14 protein-coding genes, 2 pseudogenes and 1 riboswitch are annotated in these 19,192 nt (G+C 70.1%); of the genes and pseudogenes, 2 read left to right on the top strand and 14 right to left on the bottom strand.

The window, feature by feature from the left end:
- Nucleotides 1–225: 225 nt before the first annotated feature.
- The 9 genes and pseudogenes from AB0D18_RS16675 to AB0D18_RS16635 all read right to left on the bottom strand — a co-directional run.
- Complete coding sequence (locus AB0D18_RS16675) at nt 226–1,149, bottom strand: Ppx/GppA phosphatase family protein (RefSeq protein WP_362418011.1); 924 nt, start codon at nt 1,147–1,149, stop codon at nt 226–228.
- Entirely contained in the window at nt 1,146–1,688 is a 543-nt protein-coding gene (locus AB0D18_RS16670) for a DUF501 domain-containing protein (RefSeq protein WP_362418008.1), read from the bottom strand. The genes AB0D18_RS16675 and AB0D18_RS16670 overlap by 4 nt, the downstream gene beginning before the upstream one ends.
- A 44-nt stretch (nt 1,689–1,732) precedes the next feature.
- Complete coding sequence (locus AB0D18_RS16665) at nt 1,733–2,218, bottom strand: septum formation initiator family protein (protein ID WP_362418005.1); 486 nt, start codon at nt 2,216–2,218, stop codon at nt 1,733–1,735.
- 113 nt (nt 2,219–2,331) lie between these two features.
- Nucleotides 2,332–3,618 (bottom strand): phosphopyruvate hydratase, encoded by a 1,287-nt coding sequence (gene eno, locus AB0D18_RS16660; RefSeq protein WP_362418002.1) that lies wholly within the window; start codon nt 3,616–3,618, stop codon nt 2,332–2,334.
- Nucleotides 3,619–3,984: 366 nt separating this feature from the next.
- Entirely contained in the window at nt 3,985–4,680 is a 696-nt protein-coding gene (locus AB0D18_RS16655) for a transglycosylase family protein (RefSeq protein ID WP_362417999.1), read from the bottom strand.
- 2 nt (nt 4,681–4,682) lie between these two features.
- Nucleotides 4,683–4,877: riboswitch (cyclic di-AMP (ydaO/yuaA leader) on the bottom strand.
- Between the two features lie 274 nt (nt 4,878–5,151).
- Complete coding sequence (locus AB0D18_RS16650; protein ID WP_362417996.1) at nt 5,152–6,207, bottom strand: transglycosylase family protein; 1,056 nt, start codon at nt 6,205–6,207, stop codon at nt 5,152–5,154.
- 183 nt (nt 6,208–6,390) lie between these two features.
- Nucleotides 6,391–6,675 (bottom strand): annotated as a pseudogene (locus tag AB0D18_RS16645) (cytochrome P450); the annotation flags it as partial.
- 58 nt (nt 6,676–6,733) lie between these two features.
- A complete protein-coding gene (locus tag AB0D18_RS16640) occupies nt 6,734–7,042 on the bottom strand; it encodes a hypothetical protein (RefSeq protein WP_362417993.1) in 309 nt (102 codons plus the stop codon).
- A 533-nt stretch (nt 7,043–7,575) separates the two neighbouring features.
- Nucleotides 7,576–8,694, bottom strand: a pseudogene (locus AB0D18_RS16635) (recombinase family protein); the annotation flags it as partial.
- Between the two features lie 303 nt (nt 8,695–8,997).
- Here AB0D18_RS16635 and AB0D18_RS16630 point away from each other — a divergent pair.
- Nucleotides 8,998–10,251, top strand: a complete 1,254-nt coding sequence (locus AB0D18_RS16630; protein ID WP_362417990.1) for a cytochrome P450 — start codon at nt 8,998–9,000, stop codon at nt 10,249–10,251.
- 87 nt (nt 10,252–10,338) lie between these two features.
- On the opposite strand, the gene AB0D18_RS16625 is transcribed toward AB0D18_RS16630, so the two are convergent.
- The 4 genes from AB0D18_RS16625 to AB0D18_RS16610 form a co-directional block, all read right to left on the bottom strand.
- Nucleotides 10,339–12,318, bottom strand: a complete 1,980-nt coding sequence (locus AB0D18_RS16625) for a hypothetical protein (RefSeq protein WP_362417987.1) — start codon at nt 12,316–12,318, stop codon at nt 10,339–10,341.
- A 43-nt stretch (nt 12,319–12,361) separates the two neighbouring features.
- Nucleotides 12,362–13,411: a nucleoside triphosphate pyrophosphohydrolase gene (locus AB0D18_RS16620; RefSeq protein WP_362417984.1), complete on the bottom strand. Its 1,050-nt coding sequence runs from the start codon at nt 13,409–13,411 to the stop codon at nt 12,362–12,364.
- A gap of 195 nt (nt 13,412–13,606) precedes the next feature.
- Nucleotides 13,607–14,284: a SurA N-terminal domain-containing protein gene (locus tag AB0D18_RS16615; RefSeq protein ID WP_362417981.1), complete on the bottom strand. Its 678-nt coding sequence runs from the start codon at nt 14,282–14,284 to the stop codon at nt 13,607–13,609.
- A 64-nt stretch (nt 14,285–14,348) separates the two neighbouring features.
- Nucleotides 14,349–15,386: a glycosyltransferase family 2 protein gene (locus AB0D18_RS16610; protein WP_362417978.1), complete on the bottom strand. Its 1,038-nt coding sequence runs from the start codon at nt 15,384–15,386 to the stop codon at nt 14,349–14,351.
- A gap of 123 nt (nt 15,387–15,509) precedes the next feature.
- On the opposite strand from AB0D18_RS16610, the gene AB0D18_RS16605 reads away from it, so the two are divergent.
- A complete protein-coding gene (locus tag AB0D18_RS16605; RefSeq protein WP_362417975.1) occupies nt 15,510–18,047 on the top strand; it encodes a YfhO family protein in 2,538 nt (845 codons plus the stop codon).
- A 227-nt stretch (nt 18,048–18,274) separates the two neighbouring features.
- Here the strand turns inward: AB0D18_RS16605 and AB0D18_RS16600 are convergent, their stop codons facing one another.
- Nucleotides 18,275–19,141 (bottom strand): hypothetical protein, encoded by an 867-nt coding sequence (locus AB0D18_RS16600; protein WP_362417972.1) that lies wholly within the window; start codon nt 19,139–19,141, stop codon nt 18,275–18,277.
- Nucleotides 19,142–19,192 lie beyond the last annotated feature (51 nt).

The raw sequence follows: 19,192 nt of genomic DNA, 5'->3' as shown, positions 1-19,192 counted from the left end.
GCGTCGGGGGTCGTTGAAAACCCCCTCCCAACTGGCCTGATGGCCCCTCACGGGCACTGGACCACTTACGCGATTCATACATCCGAAACACGCCCGGAACCGTCCGTTATGCACGCACTCGAGGCCGCCGCGCCGTCCGATCGGCTCCTGGACGTAAAAAAGGGGCCCCACGGGCCCCTTTTCCTTGTGAAGAACTTCACGAAGTTCGTTCGACGCGCTCTCGCGTCAGGCTACGGACCACCCGATGCCGTCCAGAATGTCGTGTTCCGAGACCACGACCTCGGCGGCTCCGGCGCGCTCCATGAGGGCGAGCAGGATGAGCGATCCGGCGACGATGACGTCCACCCGGCCCGGGTGCATGGCGGGGATCGCCGCCTTCTCGTCGTGCGTGGCGCCGATCAGCATCCCGGTGATCTCGCGGACCTTGTCGTACGGGATCCGGGCGTGGTGGATCGCCGACGGGTCGTACTCGGGGAGTCTCAGCGCGATCGCCGCGACGGTGGTGACGGACCCGGCGAGGCCGACGAGGGTGCGGGGGGAGCCGTCGGCCAGTGGCACGGTCCGCGCGGCCAGGTCGAGGGCGGCCTCGATGTCCTCGCGGATCGCGGCGACCTGCTCGGGGGTGGCCGGACTGGCCGGCTGGTGCCGCTCGGTCAGCCGTACGCAGCCGATGTCGACGGAGCGGGCGGCGCCGACCGTGTCACGGCCGACGACGAGCTCCGTGGAGCCGCCGCCGATGTCGGCGACCAGATAGTCCCCGCCCAGGCCCGCCAGCTCCTTCGTGGCGCCCGTGAAGGAGAACTCGGCCTCCTGGTCGCCGGAGATCACCTCGGGCTCGACGCCCAGGATGTCCAGGACGCCGGAGACGAACTCGTCGCGGTTCTCGGCGTCCCGGGAGGCGGAGGTGGCCACGAAGCGGACCTTCTCCGCCCCGTGGGCCTTGATGATCTCCGCGTACTCGCGGCAGGCGGCGAAGGTGCGCTCCAGCGCCTCGGGGGCGAGACGGCCGGTGCGGTCCACGCCCTGGCCGAGCCGGACGATGGTCATCCGGCGGTCCAGGTCGACCAGCTCGCCCGTCGCAGGGTCCGCGTCGGCGACGAGCAGCCGGATGGAGTTCGTACCGCAGTCGATGGCGGCGACCCGGGTCACTTGGCGGCCTCCTCGGCCTGGTCCGTGCACGGGGTGACGCAGGGGCCCTTCGCCCACCACTCGGGCAGGAGCGCCAGCGCCTCGTCGCCGAAGGGGTTCACGCCGGGGCCCGCGACCAGCGAGTGGCCGACGAGGACGTGCAGGCACTTCACGCGGTCGGGCATCCCGCCGGCGCTGGGGAAGCCCACCAGCTCCTCGATCTCGTCGCGCCGCTTCAGGTAGTCCTCGTGCGCGGCCCGGTAGGTGTCCGCCAGCTCCTGGTCGGTGGACAGCCGCGCCTGCATCTCCTTCATCAGACCGGAGCCCTCCAGAGTGCCGATGGCGCCCGTGGCCCGCGGGCAGGTCATGTAGTAGAGCGTGGGAAACGGCGTGCCGTCGTCCAGCCGCGGGGCCGTCTCGACCACGTCGGGGTTGCCGCAGGGGCAGCGGTGCGCGATCGCGCGCAGCCCGCGCGGCGGGCGGCCGAGCTGGAGCTTGAACGCCTCGATGTCCCGGTCGGTGGGCTCGGTGCGCGGCGTGGTCGGGGGCGGGGTGTGCATGCGTGCCTTCTGTCGGTCTGTTTTGTCTCGTACGGAGAGTGGTTCTACGGTTCCTGGCGGTCGGCCTCGTCGACGCCGCCCCAGACGTTGGAGTACCAGGGCCGGTCGGCGGCCCCGCCCTCGCCCGGCCGCTCGGCGCCGCCGGACGCGTCCGGGTCGTACATGGTGAAGCCGGTCTCGCCCGGCTTCACGTAGTGCAGGTGCTCGCGGGAGAGCCGCACGATGTACGCGTCGTCCTGGAGCCGCGCCTTGGCGTCGCGGAGCTGCTCGACGCGGAGCGCCGCCTCGTTCCTGGCCTGCTCCTGGTCGGCGATCTCGGTGCGCTGCGAGAAGTAGCTCCGTATCGGATACGCGAGTGCCACCACCAGCGTGCAGACCACCAGGACCAGCAGCGCCGCCCGGCCCGTGAGCCGGGAGCGGCGGGCCTGGCGGCGGGTCTGGGAGCGGTAGACGCGGGCGGCGGTCTGCTCGCCGAGCAGCCGCAGCCTGGTCGTGGTGGAGAACCGGTCGCGGTTGCCCTTCGCGGCCATCCGTTGTCCCTCCCCGTTACGCGCCGACGTCCCCGCACACGGTACGCGACCGGGTACGGGGACGTACGGAGGCTTAGCCCCTCGGGAGGGTACGAGCGACCCTCAGGACGGGATCAGCCCTTGAAGCGGGGGAACGCCGAGCGGCCGGCGTACACCGCGGCGTCGTCGAGGATCTCCTCGATGCGCAGCAGCTGGTTGTACTTGGCGACGCGGTCCGAGCGGGCCGGGGCGCCGGTCTTGATCTGGCCGCAGTTCACCGCGACGGCGAGGTCGGCGATGGTGACGTCCTCGGTCTCGCCTGAGCGGTGGCTCATCATGCACTTGAAGCCGTTGCGCTGGGCCAGCTCGACGGCGTCCAGCGTCTCGGTGAGCGAGCCGATCTGGTTGACCTTGACGAGCAGGGCGTTCGCGGAGTTCTCCTCGATGCCGCGGGCCAGGCGCTCCGGGTTGGTGACGAAGAGGTCGTCGCCGACGATCTGGACCTTGGAGCCCAGCTTGCCGGTGAGGACCGCCCAGCCCGCCCAGTCGTCCTCGTACAGCGGGTCCTCGATGGAGACCATCGGGTACGCGGAGACGAGCTCCTCGTAGTACTCGGTCATCTCGGCGGCCGAGCGGGACTTGCCCTCGAACTCGTACTTGCCGTCCTTGTAGAACTCGGAGGCGGCGACGTCGAGTGCGAGCGCGATCTGCTCGCCGGGGATGTAACCGGCCTGCTTGATGGCCTCGACGATGAGGTCGAGCGCGGCGCGGTTGGACTCCAGGTTCGGGGCGAAGCCGCCCTCGTCGCCGAGGCCGGTGGACAGGCCCTTGGTCTTCAGCACCTTCTTGAGGGTGTGGTAGACCTCGGCGCCCCAGCGAAGGGCCTCGGAGAAGGACTCCGCGCCGATCGGGGCGATCATGAACTCCTGGATGTCGACGTTGGAGTCGGCGTGCGACCCACCGTTGAGGATGTTCATCATCGGGACGGGCAGCAGGTGCGCGTTCGGGCCACCGAGGTAGCGGAACAGCGGCAGGTCGCTCGCCTCGGAGGCCGCGTGGGCCACCGCGAGGGAGACGCCCAGGATGGCGTTGGCGCCGAGGGAGCCCTTGTTCTCGGTGGCGTCGAGGTCGAACATCGCCTGGTCGATCAGGCGCTGCTCGGTCGCGTCGTAGCCGACGAGCTCCGGGCCGATCTGCTCGATGACGGCGAGAACGGCCTTCTCGACACCCTTGCCCATGTAGCGGTTGGGGTCACCGTCACGAAGCTCGATGGCTTCGAAGGCACCGGTGGAGGCGCCGGACGGAACAGCAGCACGACCGGTGCTGCCGTCGTCGAGGCCGACCTCGACCTCGACCGTGGGATTGCCTCGGGAGTCCAGGATTTCCCGGGCTACGACGACGTCGATGGACGGCACGAGCATCTCCTTATGGGATGTGACGCTGAAGCAGAGTGCAGGGTCGCTTTCGGCCTTGCGACATGAGCCTAACCGGATCACGGGCATCAACCGGCCGTCGGACCGCCCGCTGGGACGAAAAGATGCCCGAATGCCTGTATTACAGGACGAAGGGCCCATGGATCGTCGCCGCGCGTTACGGACACGTTCACTCAGTGTGCGTACGGGCCCTGCACATATGAGGGGACGCGGACACAAAAGGGCCCCGGCCCGGCGCGTACAGGGGGAAGTCGCGCCCGGCCGGGGTCCAGGAGTGCGGAACGGACGGGGGTGGGCCGTCCGTTCCACGGGGCGGAGACCGGGCGGGGGTGGGCCGCCGGGGTCTCCGCGGGGTCAGCTCAGGTGGAGCTGCTGACCCGGGAAGATGAGGTCGGCGTCGGTGACGACTCCCTCATTCAGGTCGAGGATGTGCTGCCAGCCGCCCTTGACGTGCTTCGCCTCGGCGATCTTGCCGAGGGTGTCGCCGGCCTTCACCTTGTACTCGCCGTCACCCTTGCGGATCGGGGCGGAGGGCTTGGCGGCGGCCTTGGGGGCCTCGGACTTCGGGGCCTGACGGGCCTCGGAGCGGGAGGCGGGGGCCTCGGAGCGGCGCTCCTGCTTCGGGGCGGACTTCTGCGCGCCCGAGCCGGTGCTGACGCCCGGGTCGACACCGTCGTTGCTGAGGTTGCCGGCGCCCGCACAGGCCCAGGCACCCGGGCCCTGGATCTTGAGGAGCTGCTCGGCGGTGGCTATCTGCTGGCCCTTGGACGCCTGGTCGGCGCGCGGCGCGTACTTGGTGCCGCCGGCGGCCGCCCACGAGGAGTTCGTGAACTGCAGGCCGCCGTAGTAGCCGTTGCCCGTGTTGATGGACCAGTTGCCGCCGGACTCGCACTGGGCGACGGCGTCCCAGGTGTCCACGGAGGCGGCGGAGGCCGAGGAGGCCCCCATCAGCGGAGCGGCGACCGCGACACCGGTGACGCCCGCGAGGGTGGCGACACGGGTGGCCTTGGACGGACGGCGGTGCTTGCCCTTGCCAATGAAAAGCGACATGGATATCCCCTCACCGACGCCTTCGAGGTGAGCTGTCGGGTTCGGGCTGTGAGTTCGCCCGGCCTCCGGTCGGGGCCGCCCAGTTGCTGCGGTCCTTCTCGAAGGCTTCACCCCAAGCCGTTCCTCGTACGTCTCTCAACGTCCGGGCCCGGCACTTACCTTGGGTCCCCCGCTCCTGCCTACGGCGCTTTCGCGACGACTGCTTCCGAGGCCCACCGGCAGGATTCGGCGTGCGGGCTCCGGTGCTCACCGGTGGCGAGCGAGGACGACCGAATCACAGGAGCCCCCGATGTTCAAAGAGGCACATCGGGGACATTCAGCCCCTACTTGCCCTCTCCGCGCAGTCGTTTACGCAGGTCAGAGGGGGCACAGCGGGAGCTTCCGGCAGGGACACGCCAGTTGGGGCAGAGAGACTCATGTCTCACTTGCGCAGAACCGGACATAAAGCCCCGAACTACCCGTGTTTCGCGCCTACTTTTCACTCAGGTCGAGGCTCTGGCCAGGCTTGATGAGGTCCGGATCGTCGCCCACGGCGTTGCGGTTCGCCTCGTAGAGCGCGGGCCAGCCGCCGGGCACGTGCGCCTCGTCGGCGATGTGCCAGAGGTTGTCACCGGGGCGCACGGTGTAGTTGCCGCGCTCGGGCGCGGAGCCGTCCGCACCCTTGTCGCCGCCGCGGGAGGCGTGGCGACCCGCGTCGCGCCCGTCGGTCTCGTCCGGAGTAGCCGAATTGTCCGGTACGGGAAGGGAGTTCTCAGGAGCGGGCTCACCACGGTGCTTGCCCGGGTTGGCGGGCGTGGCCGGTGTGGCGGGCGTGACGGGCGTCGTGGGCCCGGCCGACGCGTCCGGGGACTCGGGCGTACCGGGAGTCTGCGCACCAGGCGTGATGGCGCCGCGGGACGGCAGTTCGGCGCCCGGGGTGGTCGGGCCGGTGCTGGGCTCGATGCTGGAGCCCGGGGCCGGCTCGACGGGCAGCTCGCTGCCCGGGGAGGCGGGGGTGGCCGGAGTGGCGGGGGTGGTGGGCGCGCCGGGGGTCGTCGGCTTCCCCGTCTCCGCACCCGCATGCGTACCCGTACCCGCTTCCGGGGTGTCCCGGTGTGCGTCCGTGCCGGGAGTGTCCGGCTTCGCGGAGCCTGCCGGGGGCTTGGGCGGTGCGCTGGTGTCCGTACCGGGGTCGGCCGCGTCGACGCCGCCGGAAGCGGAACCGGAATCGGAGCCGCCGCCCGGGGCGAGCCCGGAGACGCCGGCGCAGCTCGGCCAGCCCTGCGGACCCTCGGCGGTGAACACCTTCTCGGCGACCTTGATCTGCTGGGCGCGGCTGGCGAGGTCGGGGCGCTGGGCGTACGCACCGCCGCCGTACTGGTCCCACTTCTCCTGCGAGAACTGGAGCCCGCCGTAATAGCCGTTGCCGAGGTCGGCACTCCACATGCCGCCGCTCTCGCACTCGGCGACGCGGTCCCAGGTGTTCGACTCTGCCGCACTGGCACTGGTCGCGCCCAGGAGCGGAATCGCGAGGGCGGATCCGGTCACCCCTGCCGCGACGATAAGAGCGGGTGCCTGACGCGGGCGGCGGTGTTTACCGTTCCCGGAGCGCATGCGGTTGCCTTTCAGCTGACGGTGACCCGGCTTCTGGCCGTAACTGCCGGGTCGCCCGTGAACGTAGCCGCAGTCGAACACCCGTCACAAGTCGATGCAGTGCAGATCACGCGAAGGTCACATGGCTGATGGTCTGTCAGTTTCAGCTACCCGCACGGCTCCCCCGAACTCGACCGGGAGGGTGCGCAGTCCGCGCATAATGAGACCGCCTCGCCACCGCAAATCGGCAGGATCTTCCGCGAGTTGCAGGTCAGGGAGACGGGTCAGGAGAGTCGCGAGTGCCGTCTGCGCTTCGAGACGCGCGAGGGGGGCACCGAGGCAGTAGTGAATGCCGTGCCCGTATCCGAGGTGCTGGTTGTCCCGACGGCTGAGATCGAGGGTGTCCGGATCCTGGAACCTTTCGTGTCGTCCGGCCAGTGTCAGCGCTGCAGGACCAGACGTCGCCTCCCTGCACTCCCGCCTACCCGCGCGGCCCCTGGGCGACAGGCCCGGAACGGAGCTGAACGGTCACGGCGAGTCCAGGCAGCCGGGGGCGCTGGTACGCCGGAGTACCCCGGGTACTCGCCTGCAGCGTGCTCATGACTGCGGGCCACAGCCCTTCCTGCCACCACTTCAACTGGCGTGTACGAATGGGGTCGACGGCTCCCCAGGTGAGGGGCATGTCTCGCCACCCCAGACCCTGGCGAAGCCTGTGCAGCATGCCGCAGAACTGCTGACGGATGTCGTACTTGCCGACGAAGTGCTTCTTCGACAGGTATGGACGCAGCATGTCGAGTACGGCCTGCCACTCCGTATCCGTCGGATCCGGGGGACCAGCGTTCCGGTCTCCCGGTGCCACTCGCTGACCTCGCACTTGACCCCGGGCTTGAGCAGCCTCTCCCTCACGCCGACGCGCACCTCGATGTGGAACAGGTCGAAGAACTCCTTGCGCTCCTCGAACGACAGGGCAGCCACGCCCTCACTGCCGTTCCCGACGAAACCGTCGAAGTCGCGGGCGCGGCGCTCGTGTGCGGCGTACGTCTCCAGCCAGCGCTCGGCGTAGCTCTTCTGCACCCGGAAGCTCTCCAGTTCGCCCTGCAATTGCTTCACCGACGCCTTGAGAACCAGGGGGTCGACACCGGCCCTGATGTACTCGGGCACCTTCGTGTTGATGAGATCTTCCTGCGCGGCGGCCTTCTCCCCGAACTCGACAACACGACGCTCGTACTTGGCCTTGTCCCCGGGAGGGTTGTCGCCCTGCTCCGCGGCATACGCCCAAAACCCCATACCCTCCTTCGCCATGAGGTCGGTCAACTCCTCATGGATGACCTGTTCGATCTCGTCGGCGTTGAGGTTCGGCTCCCCGCAAGAGGCGTCGCCTTTGAGGGTTCCCCTGCAGCGGTACACGCGTTTCTGACTGCTGCCGCCTCGGCCGGCACCGGTGTACACCTCACCGCAACTCCCTTTGATGCGGCCGCTGAGGGGGTACGGGCGGTTGCTGTGCCGTCCGTTCTGAAAGCCGATCTTCTTGAGTGTCTCCAGCAGGAGCCCGGCCCGTTCCCGGCCGAAGAGGGGTGGAACGCCGATCTTGACCGGTGTGCCGTGGACGGGTGTGCCGTCCTCATGGAGCCGAGTGGAGTTCTTTGCACCGCTTCGATACGTCTTCCGGTAGACCACGTATCCGTCGTGGATGGTCTCGCTGTGGAGACGGTTGCGGAGGTTGGCAACAGTCCAGGGCACACCGCTTCGGGTGTACAACTCGCGCCTGTTGAGCTCCTTTGCCGCCTCGGTGAAGTTCATGCCGTCATCCACGAGCAGCGCGACGGCCGCGCCGAGGACCATGGCCTCGCCTGCGTCCGTGACAAGGACGGAGCATTTCCTCCTGCGCCCGTCGACCCACGTCATGTCGTCCTGGATCCGGTAACCGTAGGGTGCCGGGCCTCCGGGCCACCCCCCGTAGCTGATCTTCAACTCGCGGCCGGCGACGGTGCGCTCCTTGATTCGTCGCCACTCCAGCTCGGAGAAGGTCACGTACTCCTTGAACCGGGACCAACCGGCCTCGGTGCTTGTGTCGATGCCTTCGCTGACCGAAAGGAAAGCGATGCCGAGGTCCGCCATGTCCCAGGCCCACTGGTAGGCAGCGCGAGCGGTACGCCCGATGCGGTCGACCTTGGGAACGAGGATGCGGTTGAAGCGCTGGTGGTGGGCGTCTGCCACGAGCCGGTCCATCTCGGGACGGCTTTCGAGAACGCCGGAGACTGCTTTGTCGATGTACTTGCCGAAAAGCGTGGCCTCAGGATGACTGTCGAGCCAGCTTCCGCAGATCGCGTCCTGATCCTCAAGGCCGAAACCATCGAGCTGGTTCAGGGTCGATACACGGCTGTACTGAGCAACAACAATCGACGTCGGGGCGCCAAAGCGTGCGCGTGCCACAATAGGCATGTCCAGTCCTCCCAGACTGTTCCGTCCCCGAGGTGTTGCTTCACCGTCGGGAAGGTTCCGGCCTCATCGCGCTGCTGCAAGCGCTTTGGGGCCGGTGCCATTTTTCGGGAGCGTATCCCTGCCTCTGTACAGAAGCGGGGCGAATGAAGAAGAGCGCTCTATGCGGGTAGCAGAAGCGATTCGCCATATCGCACACCGCTGACACAATCGAACTCGCCGCCGAATACCCAGGGGTGCGGTACGAAGGGTTCCGTCAGCCGTACCGGCGAAGCCACGTGTCAGCGAGCCCGGTACCGTCATGGCGTGAACACGCTGCACCCCACGCCGGAACTCTTCACCTGGGAGTTCGCCACCGACCCGTATCCCTCGTACGCATGGTTGCGGGAAAACTCTCCCGTCCACCGGACCACCCTGCCCAGCGGGGTCGAGGCGTGGTTGGTTACCCGGTACGCCGATGCGCGGCAGGCGCTCGCCGATCAGCGGCTGAGCAAGAACCCCGTACACCATGCCGAGGGCGCAGCAGGCAAGAGCAAGACCGGTATCCCTGGCGAACGCAGCGCCAACCTGATGACGCACCTGCTCAACATCGACCCTCCGGACCACACCCGGCTCCGACGCCTCGTCTCCAAGGCGTTCACTCCGCGCCGGGTCGCGGAGTTCGCGCCCCGGGTGCAGGAGTTGGCCGACGAACTCCTGGATCAGTTCGCGGCCAAGGGTGAGGCCGACCTCATTCACGAATACGCATTCCCGCTGCCCATTTATGCAATTTGCGATCTCCTGGGCGTACCTCGCGAGGACCAGGAAGACTTCCGCGACTGGGCGGGAATGATGATTCGTCATGGAGGCGGCCCACGAGGCGGCGTCGCACGGTCGGTAAAGAAGATTCGGAATTATCTTGCTGAACTGATTCACCGCAAACGCGAAACTCTCGGGGCGGACGGATCGGAAGACGACTTGATCTCCGGCTTGATCAGGGCCAGTGACCATGGCGAACACCTCACCGAGGACGAAGCAGTGGCCATGTGCTTCGTGTTGCTCTTTGCAGGTTTTGAAACAACTTTGAATTTGATTGGCAATGGGGCGCTCACCCTTATGAGAAACCCCGAACAGAGGAGGCTCCTTCAGGAGAGCCTTCAGCGTGGCGAAACGGCGCTACTGGAAACAGGTGTCGAGGAACTCCTGCGATTCGACGGCCCTGTCGAGATGGCCACCTGGCGGTACGCGACGCAGCCTCTCGAAATCGGCGGTGTCCCGATCGACGCCGGTGATCCCGTCCTTGTCGTACTCGCCGCGGCCGATCGCGACCCGGAGAAGTTCGAGGGCCCGGACACCCTTGAACTCGCCCGCAAGGACAACCCTCACCTGGGATACGGCCACGGCATCCACTACTGCATCGGCGCCCCACTTGCCCGGCTGGAGGGCCAGACCGCGCTGGCCACACTGCTGCGGCGGCTGCCGGACCTGGAACTGGCGGTGGCTCCCGAAGAGCTGCGCTGGCGTGGAGGGTTGATCATGCGGGGGCTTCGGGTACTGCCGGTGGCTTTCACGCCGCGTTGATCGTGCGCAGGCCCTCGCCTCGGTGGCGAACTCCCAGGTGAAGAGGGTGGGGGCGGCCCGGACGAGGGGATGGGTGACGCTTTGACGTCAGCCTGCGTCGTCAGCACGGGCCTTTTCGAGGTCGGCGAGGGCGGTGGCGGCGGCGAGGTTGCCGGATGCGGCGGCCTTGGTGAACCACTGGCGGGCTTGCAGCGAATTTCCGCCGCGGCTGAGTACCCGTCCCAGTTGATACGCCGCGAACGAGTCGCCGCAGTCGGCCGCCACGCGGAGGCAGTCCACGCCCTTGACGATCTGGCCCTGTGCCACCAACAGGACCCCGTAATGGGTCACCGAGTGCCGGTGGGTGTGCGGCCCGCGTTTCCCGGCCCGCAGGTACAGGCTCTCGGCCTCTGCCCGGGAGCCAGAATCGTCTCGTCCGGCGAGGAGTACCGCGAGGTCGTGCACAGCGGTCGTGTCACCGGCCTGGACACCCAGGCGGTACCAGCACTCCGCCTCGTCCACCTGCCCCGCGGTGTGGAGGAGGCTGCCGAGGCTGGCGGCCACCGTGTTGCGGTACGTGTCGTGCTCGGCGGCCTGGCGGTAGCGGCGCAGGGCTTCGTCCGGGTCGCTGCCCTGCAGCATGCGGCCGAGTTGATGGGCGGACTCCGGATCACCGCCGTCGGCGGCGACGGCCAGCCAGTGCCGGGCGCGGTCGAGGTGGAGCTTTCCGAGGAGTGCAGCCGCGTCGCCGTCCCCGGTCTTCACCGCCCTCTCCAAGTATGTGACGGCCCTGCCGTACTCGCCCTTCGCGGCCAGGGCCCGCCCGGCGGAGCCGGCCGCGGCGGCGTTGTCCTCGTCCGCGTCCGAAGCTAGGACGAACCAGTCGGCCGCCTCCGCGTCGCCGTGTTCCTCCAGCAGCCGCCCCATGTCGAACATGGCCGTGCCGTCCTCGGCTTCGACGGCCTTGCCGAACGCCTCCCTGGCCGCCGCCAGGATCCCCGCCCTGTCGTCCTCCCCTGCGGCCCGAGCGGCAACGAACCAGGCCATGGCGGCCACGTCCGAGGCGTCAGGCGGCTGCGGCAGACAGCCGAGCAGTGCGCCGTGCACCCGCCAGGTCCGCTCGTCCTCGCCGGCCACCAGCATCCCGGCCACCCCGTGCCGCACCTTCGTGGCCCAGGCCAGTGCCTCCTCCGCGGACTCCAGCTCCGGCTTCCTGGACTCGTACTCCTCGTACTCCCAGTGGGTCTCCCGCAGGGAGATCAGCGGCACCGGCCCCCGGTACCCGCACCGCGCCACGTCCAGCGCCGCCCGCACCAGCAGGTGTCCCCGCAGGTGCCCGCCGGAGTCGCCGGCCCACTGCCACTCGTCCCAGAGCTCGGAGCCGACCGCCAGGTACTTCGTCACGTGTTTCTCGTCCCGGACGGCCCGGTGCCGGGGGTTGGGGCTCTCCGCGAGCCGGGTCCGCTCGGCCTCGCTCCAGCCCTCCGCGACCCTCAGCACCCTCGCGTTGCGCAGCAGTTGCGCATGGCTGTCCTGCCCGAAGCGGTACGCACCGTAGTCCGCGTCCGACATCGTGGCGACGATCGGCACGCCCAGGTGGCGGAGCTGGCCCGCCACGTCGTGGTCGAGACCGCCCTCCCCCAGGCGTTCGGCGAGATCGTCGAGCCACAGCACGCACCGGCCACCGGCCGGGCTCTGCCGCAACGCGGTGGGCAGCGTACGGAAGTCCGTGTCCTTCGGGGGCGTGTAGATCCGGAGGCCGGGACCGACCTCCCGGATCGCCGCCCAGGCGCTGAACGTCTTGCCCGCCAGGGGCGGCCCGGTGACCAGCACGAAGGGGTGGGTCCGCAGCAGCTCCCGCAACGCCGGGTCGTGGTCCCGGGGCAGGTACGGCAGGACGTCCGTGCCGCCCTTGACGGTGGGCGCGCTCTCCGGGGCTTCGCGCGCCAGGGGCCAACTCATCGGGTCAGGAAGCGAGTTGCCCGGCATCCCGATGTGCACGGAATCGACGTACCTCGCCTGGACGACGGACCCGCCCACCTGCCCGGACACGCCGTTGGACACGTCCTGGCGTTCGCCGCTGCCCACAGCCCCCCACCCGCTCCCCTGCCGTGCGTCTCCCGCCACCGTACTAACCCAACTGCCCCTCCACCGCCAGGATCGCGTCCCGGTAGGCCCGCGACGCAGCCCGCAGGGCGGTCTCCGGGTCGACCCCTTCGACCTCGGACCGGGCAGCCAGGGCGAGGAGTTGGTAGCCGATGCCGTCGCCGGCCGGGAGCGGGACGTCGAGTCCCCCCGACCGCACCCGCGACGCCAGCTTCGCCGCGAGGGCGAGCGCCGGCTGGGTCAGAGGGATGCCCTCCGTCACCGAGTCGCGCTGCTTCTCGATGGCCTTGGTGCGCAGCCAGTGGGCCTTCACATCGGCCGGGGTCTCCGCCGTTTCGTCACCGAAGACGTGCGGGTGGCGGTGGATGAGCTTGGCGATGAGGGTGGCCGCGACGTCGTCGATGGAGAAGGGTTCGTCCTCGTCCCCTTCCTCGCCGGAGGCCTCCTGGGCGATGCGGGCGTGGAAGACGACCTGCAGGAGTACGTCGCCGAGTTCCTCACGGAGTTCGGTGCGGTCGCCCGACTCGATCGCCTCGACCAGTTCGTACGCCTCCTCCAGGCCGTACTTGGCGAGGCCCTCGTGGGTCTGCTGCGACGACCACGGACACTCGCGCCGGATCCGGTCCATCACGTCGACCAGGTCAAGGAGGCGGGCGCCGGGGAGGTCGTACGAACCGGGGAGGAGTTCGAGGTCGGGCATCTGGACGCGGTTCGAACCGGCCAGGCGGGCCAGGCCGTCGGTGAGGCGGGCGTCGCCCTCGCCGGAGGGGCCGGTGGGGAGGACGACGACGGTGCGTCCGCCCGCGCAGAAGGCGACCAGCTCGTCGGCCGTCGGCACGTCGTGCTCGACGGTGACGCCCGCCTCGTACAGGTACGGCAGCTGCGGGTGCTGCTCGTCCGCGCACAGCACCCGGTCCGCACCGCGCAGCGTCCGCCAGGCCGGCCACGACAGCAGGCCGGGGGCGACCCGGTGGCTGGCCGTGAGCAGGACGATGCGGCCGGGGGCGGGGGCCGTGGCGCGCGGCGCCTCGGAGGGTTCGGGGGCGCCGGGTGCTCCGGGTGCTTCTGTGGTCACTCCTCGACGGTACCCGGGAGGTACGACAGCACTGGTGGGGCGGGCCCCCGCCTGCGCCCGGACGGTACGGGAGCACCGGTGGGCGGCCTCGCCGGGCTGCTGACACTCGGGCTGCCCTCACTCGGACTGGCGGCAGTCGGGCTGCGGACCCCGTCAGCTACCTGCGGGCCCCGTCGAGCTGCGGACCCCGTCCGGCTAAGGAGTGGTCTGCGGGACGCCCGCCTGTTCCGCCGCCTGGGCCTCCGCGTCCTTCGTCTTCTGGGTGATCCAGGGAGCGCGGCGGTCGGCGAGGCCGATCTTCTCGTTGTCCCAGGTGCCGTAGCGCGGGTTGACGGTGATCTTCAGGGCCTTGGACGCCTTGGCGAGGACCTGGGTGACCTTTGCCTGGCCGCCCGGGGTGGCGAGGTTGGCCTGGTTCGCGGCGGCGACCTTGTTGAGGAGGATCTCCTCGCGTACGGCCTGCTCGATCTGGTCGGGGGCGATGCCGCGCTGGACCAGCATCTGCGCGAGCTTCTCCTCGCCCTGCGCCTGCTGGACTGCGGCGGCGCGCGCCTGCTGGATCTCCTTGCGGCTGACCTCGACGCCCGCGTCGGCCGCGGCCCGCTCCACCACCCTGCCGAAGAGCATGCTGTGCAGCTTGGCGCGGTTCATCTGGCCGGTGCTGCTGATCAGCTGGGCGGCCTGCGGGGCCTTCGCCTGGGCGGCCCGTACGTCCTTGACCTGGTTCTGGACGGAGGACACGTCGATCCGTTCGCCACCCACGAGGGCTGCCGCGCCGGGGTGGGCCTGATTGCCGCAGGCGGTGAGGACGGGGACTGCGGCGAGCAGACCGGCGGAGAGGAGGAGTGCGGTGCGGCGATTACGGCGGTGCAAAGAGTGCCTCCCGGTGGCGGTGATCGTGCGACGTTGCGACGAAACAGCCTTGCGGTTGTTGATGTTAGGCAGCCGGAGTGGTCCGGGCCACTGGTTCGACCAACGAGTCGTTCATGAGTTGGGATGCGGCGGGTGCGGAGCCGGGGGCCGGGCCGGGTGCGGGGCCGGGTCCGGTGTTCGTCTCGTCGACGAGGAAGTGCGGGCGGCGCTTCGCCTCGTAGTAGATGCGGCCGACGTATTCGCCGATGACGCCGAGCAGCACCATCTGCACGCCGGAAAGGGCCGTCACGGCGACGAGCAGGGTGACATAACCGGGGGTTTCCACGCCGTTGACGAGCGCGTCACCGACAATCCATGCGGTGTACGCGGCGGCAATGGCGAGCAGGAACAGGCCGAAGTAGAGGGCGGCGCGCAGCGGTTTGTTGTTGAAGGAAATGACTCCGTCGAGGCCGTAGTTGAGGAGTTTCCCGAAGGTCCATTTGGAACGGCCCTCCTCCCGTACCGCGTTCTCGTACTCGAATGTCGCCGTCGGGAATCCGATCCAGGCGAAGATGCCTTTCGAGAAGCGGTTGTATTCGGTGAGTCCGAGCACGGCGTCCACGGCGCGGCGGGACAGCAGCCGGAAGTCACCGACGCCGTCGACGAGTTCGACGTCGACGAGGCGGTTGACCAGACGGTAGTAGGCGCGGGCGGTGAGGGTGCGGGTGACGCGGTCGCCGGCCCGGGTGCGGCGCGCCACGACCTGGTCGTTGCCCCGGTGGTGCAGGTCGACCATGCGGGCGACGAGTTCGGGCGGGTGCTGGAGGTCCGCGTCCATGATCACTACGGCGTCGCCCGTGGCGTGCCGCAGACCGGCCAGCATGGCGGCCTCCTTGCCGAAGTTGCGGCTGAAGGACACGTACCGGACGCGGGGGTCGGCGGTGGCGAGCGACCTGAGGTGGTCGAGCGTCGCGTCCCCGCTGCCGTCGTCGACGTACACGAATTCGAATTCTATGGAAGGGGTGTTCAGGGCGAGTGGGGCAATTTCCCGTGACACGTGGGCGTGGAATCGCCGGACGATCTCCGCCTCATTGAAACAGGGCACGACGAGGGAGATGAGCATGTGCCATGGCAGCGCGGGGAGATGACTTTCCCTCAGGCGTTGTGTGACCGGTGGAGGGCGGTTCGGTTAACGGAATTGCATGGTGCTGGTGAAGTGCCTGGCAGGGTGTTTACGGTCGGCCTCATGCCGAATCGCCCACGCCGACCACTGCGCGCCCGCTGTGCCGCACTCCCCGCCGCACACCCCGTCGCCGCGTCCTCGCTGCTCGCCGCCGTCGTGGCCGCGCTCGCGCACTGCCTGGGGTCCGCGCTGGCGGGGAGCCAACCCTTCGGGCGGATGAACCGGAACGTGAACGACCTGGGAACACAGTTCGTCCCCTTCCACGCCCACCTGTGGGACGTCCTGCACGGCCGCGCGGACGGCGGCTGGCTGATCAACTGGCAGTCGGGGTACGGCTCCAGCTTCCTGCCCGACGTGGGGACGTATCTGTCGAGCCCGTTCGCGCTGCTGGTCGCGCTGTTCCCGAGGGAGCAGATCGACCTCGCGGTGTACGTGACGTCGGTGGCGCGGATCTCGGCGGCGGCGGCGGTGATGGCAGGGCTACTGCTCGCACTGCGTCCGGGCGGACGGTGGTGGCTCGCCGGGACGCTGGGGGCGGCGTACGCGCTGTGCGGATGGGCGGTGATCGAGGCGTCGTACAACCCGATGTGGCTGGACGGGCTGATCGGGTTCCCGCTGCTGTGCCTGGTGGGCGAATGGGTGCGTACGGGGCGGAGGTTCCGGGTGTGGTTCGGGGCCGGGGTGCCGCTGGTCGCGCTGGTGTGGACGGCGAACTTCTACACCGCGTACATGGCGACGGTCGGGGCGGGGCTGGTGCTGGGGGTGCGGCTGCTGACGGAGGGGACGGGCGCGGGGGGCATGCGTCCGCTGCGTACCGCCGCTCGGGCGTGCGCGGTGGTGTCCCTGGGGATCGGGCTGTCGGCGCCGGTGCTGTTCACGGTGTTCGCGGGGACGCGGCATGCGTATCCGGGGATGGGGCTGAGCTTCCGGCAGGCGGGGTGGGGGGACGTACTGGCAAGGCTCCTCCCTGCTACGTACAGCTTCAACTCACCCGCCACGTACGTGAGTTCAACGGTCCTGGTGCTGGCGTGCGCGCTGCCGTTCCACCGGGGGGTCGCGGTGCGGGTGCGGGTGGGGTGGTGTGCTCTGGTGGTGGCGGTGCTGGTGTCGATGCAGTGGGGGCCGACACATCTGGCCTGGCACGCGTTCGCGGAGCCGAACGGGAGCTCGTACCGGCAGACGTTCGTACTGAGCGGGGTGCTGGTGGTGGCGGGATGGCTGACGGTCAGTCATCTGCGTGTGCCGCGCGCGGCCTTGGCGGGTGGACTGGGATGCGTGGCGCTGCTCTCGCTGGCCGGCCTGGGCAGTTCCTTCACCGGACGGTGGGCGTGGCTCGGGGCCGGGGCGGGGCTGGTGGCCGTGGCGGGCGGGCTGGTGCTGCTGGGGCCGGGGCTGGGGCTGGGGCGTACGCGGCGAGGATTCACCGTGGCGGCCGCGGTGCTGCTGGTCGGCTGCACGGTCGGCCAGTCCGCCCTGACGACGGCGTGGGCGGCGAAGCGGCGGGTGGCCGCGCAGGACGACCACGCCCCGTACGGCGCGCGGCAGGTCGCGCAGAGCGCGACGATAGCCGGGGTGGACGACTGGCCCCGCCACCGCACCGACCCGGGGCGCGTACAGACCGTGCACAACGACGCGATGGTGGTGGGCGGCCAGGGCGCCTCGTACTACAGCAGCATGACCTCGGACGTGCTGACCCGGACCCTGGGCGCACTCGGCGACGGCTGGAACGGCAGCGGACGCGCCCCGCACAGCCTCGACAATCCGGTGACGGACGCGGTGTTCGGCGTCGGCGCCCGGCTGAGGTCGACGTACCGGCAGGGTGCGGACACGGAGTTCACGGTGGTACGGAGGGAGGCGGCGCCGCTGGTGACGGTGCGGGGCTCCTTGCCGGAGGGGACGGGATACGGACGATCGGCCTTCTCCAACCAGGAGTTGATGCTCGGAGCGAAGGTCTATGAGCGGCTGCCGGGGGCGGGGGGAACGGCGGGTACGTGCACGCCGGGGGCGCCGGTCTTCTTGTGGGCGCCGGGGTTCAACGGGGTGGCTCAGATGTCCGCCCCGGGGAGCAAAGGTGTGCACTTCGAGGCCAAACGGGGCCGGGTACGGGCGGCGATGCAGCAGCTGGGGGCGGCCCCGGCGGACGGACGGGTACAACTCTCCCTCCGCGGAACGGGCTCGAAGGGCGCGGAGGCGGCATGTCTGCGAGAGGACCGGCTGACGGCGGCGGTACGGGTGCTGCGGGCGGGCGGGGCGTCCGAGGTGGAAGTGGGCGACGGGACGATACGGGCCGTGCTGGGGGCGGGGACGGGAGCGCCGGGAGCGCCCACCCCGACGGCAGGACGCACCGCGGTGTTCGCCGTGCCCCGGATCGCGGGGTGGCAGTGCGCCGTGAACGGGGGCGAACTCAATCCTGCCGGAAGCTACTTGGGACTGCTGGCGGTCCCTCTGGGAGAGGGCGGCCGAACCTCGGAGGTTCGGTGCACCTTCCGCCCACCGGGGCTGCGGGCGGGGGCGGCGGCGGGGCTGGGGTCGGCGGTGATCACTGCGGCGGCGGGTGTGCTGCGCCTGGTGCGGCGGCGGGGTGGCGGCGAGGGCGGGTAGGGCTACTGCCGGGACGGTCGCGGAGGGGCGTGCTCCGCGTGGGTGCCGCCCCCGGGGGGCGGCCCCGCTGCCCAAGGAGGCTCGGGGACGGCGGCGTCAGCCGCCCGCAGGGGCGCGGGGCTGAGGGGCAGGCATTTAGGGGCGCGGGGAACTGCGCGATCAGCCACGACGCACCCGCACGATGCAATCCCCCTCCCCTCCCCCCCCCCCGCTTCCGATGTCCCGTGTCACACCCTGCCGATGCCCAGCGTCGAGACCAGCGGCAGCAGGCCCGAGCCGAGTACGGCTACCCAGAACTCGCCCAGCAGGTCGTTGAGTCGGGCCATGTCCTGCTCACCGAGGGCGGTCCAGGGCCCGGCGGCCAGTTCGTCCGTGCGGCGCTCGACCTCCGCGCGCAGCTCGCGGCCGGCCGGGGTGGCGGCGCCGTCTGGGCCCACCAGGCCTCGGGCGGCGAGCCGTTCGCGGGCGGCGTCCCACTCCTCGGCGCTCCAGCCCCGGCTCTCGAACGTCTCCTCGGGTGCGGCTCCGACCGCGGCGAAGGACACCAGTGCCTCGACCGGGTCGAGCCCGGCGGCGAGCAGGGCGGCCAGATGCCCGTCGCCGCGGTGCTCGCGCAGCACGGTCGTGGCGTGCCACAGCCGCAGATGCGGTGCGTCGGGCCGGCCAAGACCGGCATTGGCGGCGGCGAGCGGCCGCCCCGCGTGCACCGCGGCGTCGGCGGCCCGGCAGGCGAGCGCGGCGGCCTCGGCCAGTTCGGGGCTGTCGACACGCTCGCCCAGCAGCTCGCGGTAGGTCCGGTCGATCGCCCGGTACCGGGCTGCCAGCACGTCCGCCGGGGAGGCGGACTCCCAGGCGGAAGCGGCGTACCGCTCGACCGTCCGCGGGCTGAAGCTGTAGAACGCCGACGCGATCTGCTCCGGCCGCACTGGGCCCAGCGGCGCGGCGCGGTACGGGAAGTAGCTCGGCCAGCGCGTGTCGGTCGGGAAGCCGAGCGCTGCGGCCTCGTCGGCAGCCGCCGGGGCGAAGTAGAGCACGGCGTGCAGGGGTTCCAGCAGATGCCACATCTGACGTACGCGGCCCAGGTCATGCTGCATAGCTGCTCCTTCGCACCCACTCGAACTTGACACTGACTAGACTGTGCGCGG

Origin of the sequence: Streptomyces sp. NPDC048442 (genome assembly GCF_040651475.1) — a bacterium.
Lineage (GTDB): Bacteria > Actinomycetota > Actinomycetes > Streptomycetales > Streptomycetaceae > Streptomyces.
Note: the sequence above shows the minus strand (reverse complement) of the source record. Positions and strands in the feature narration are given on the sequence as shown.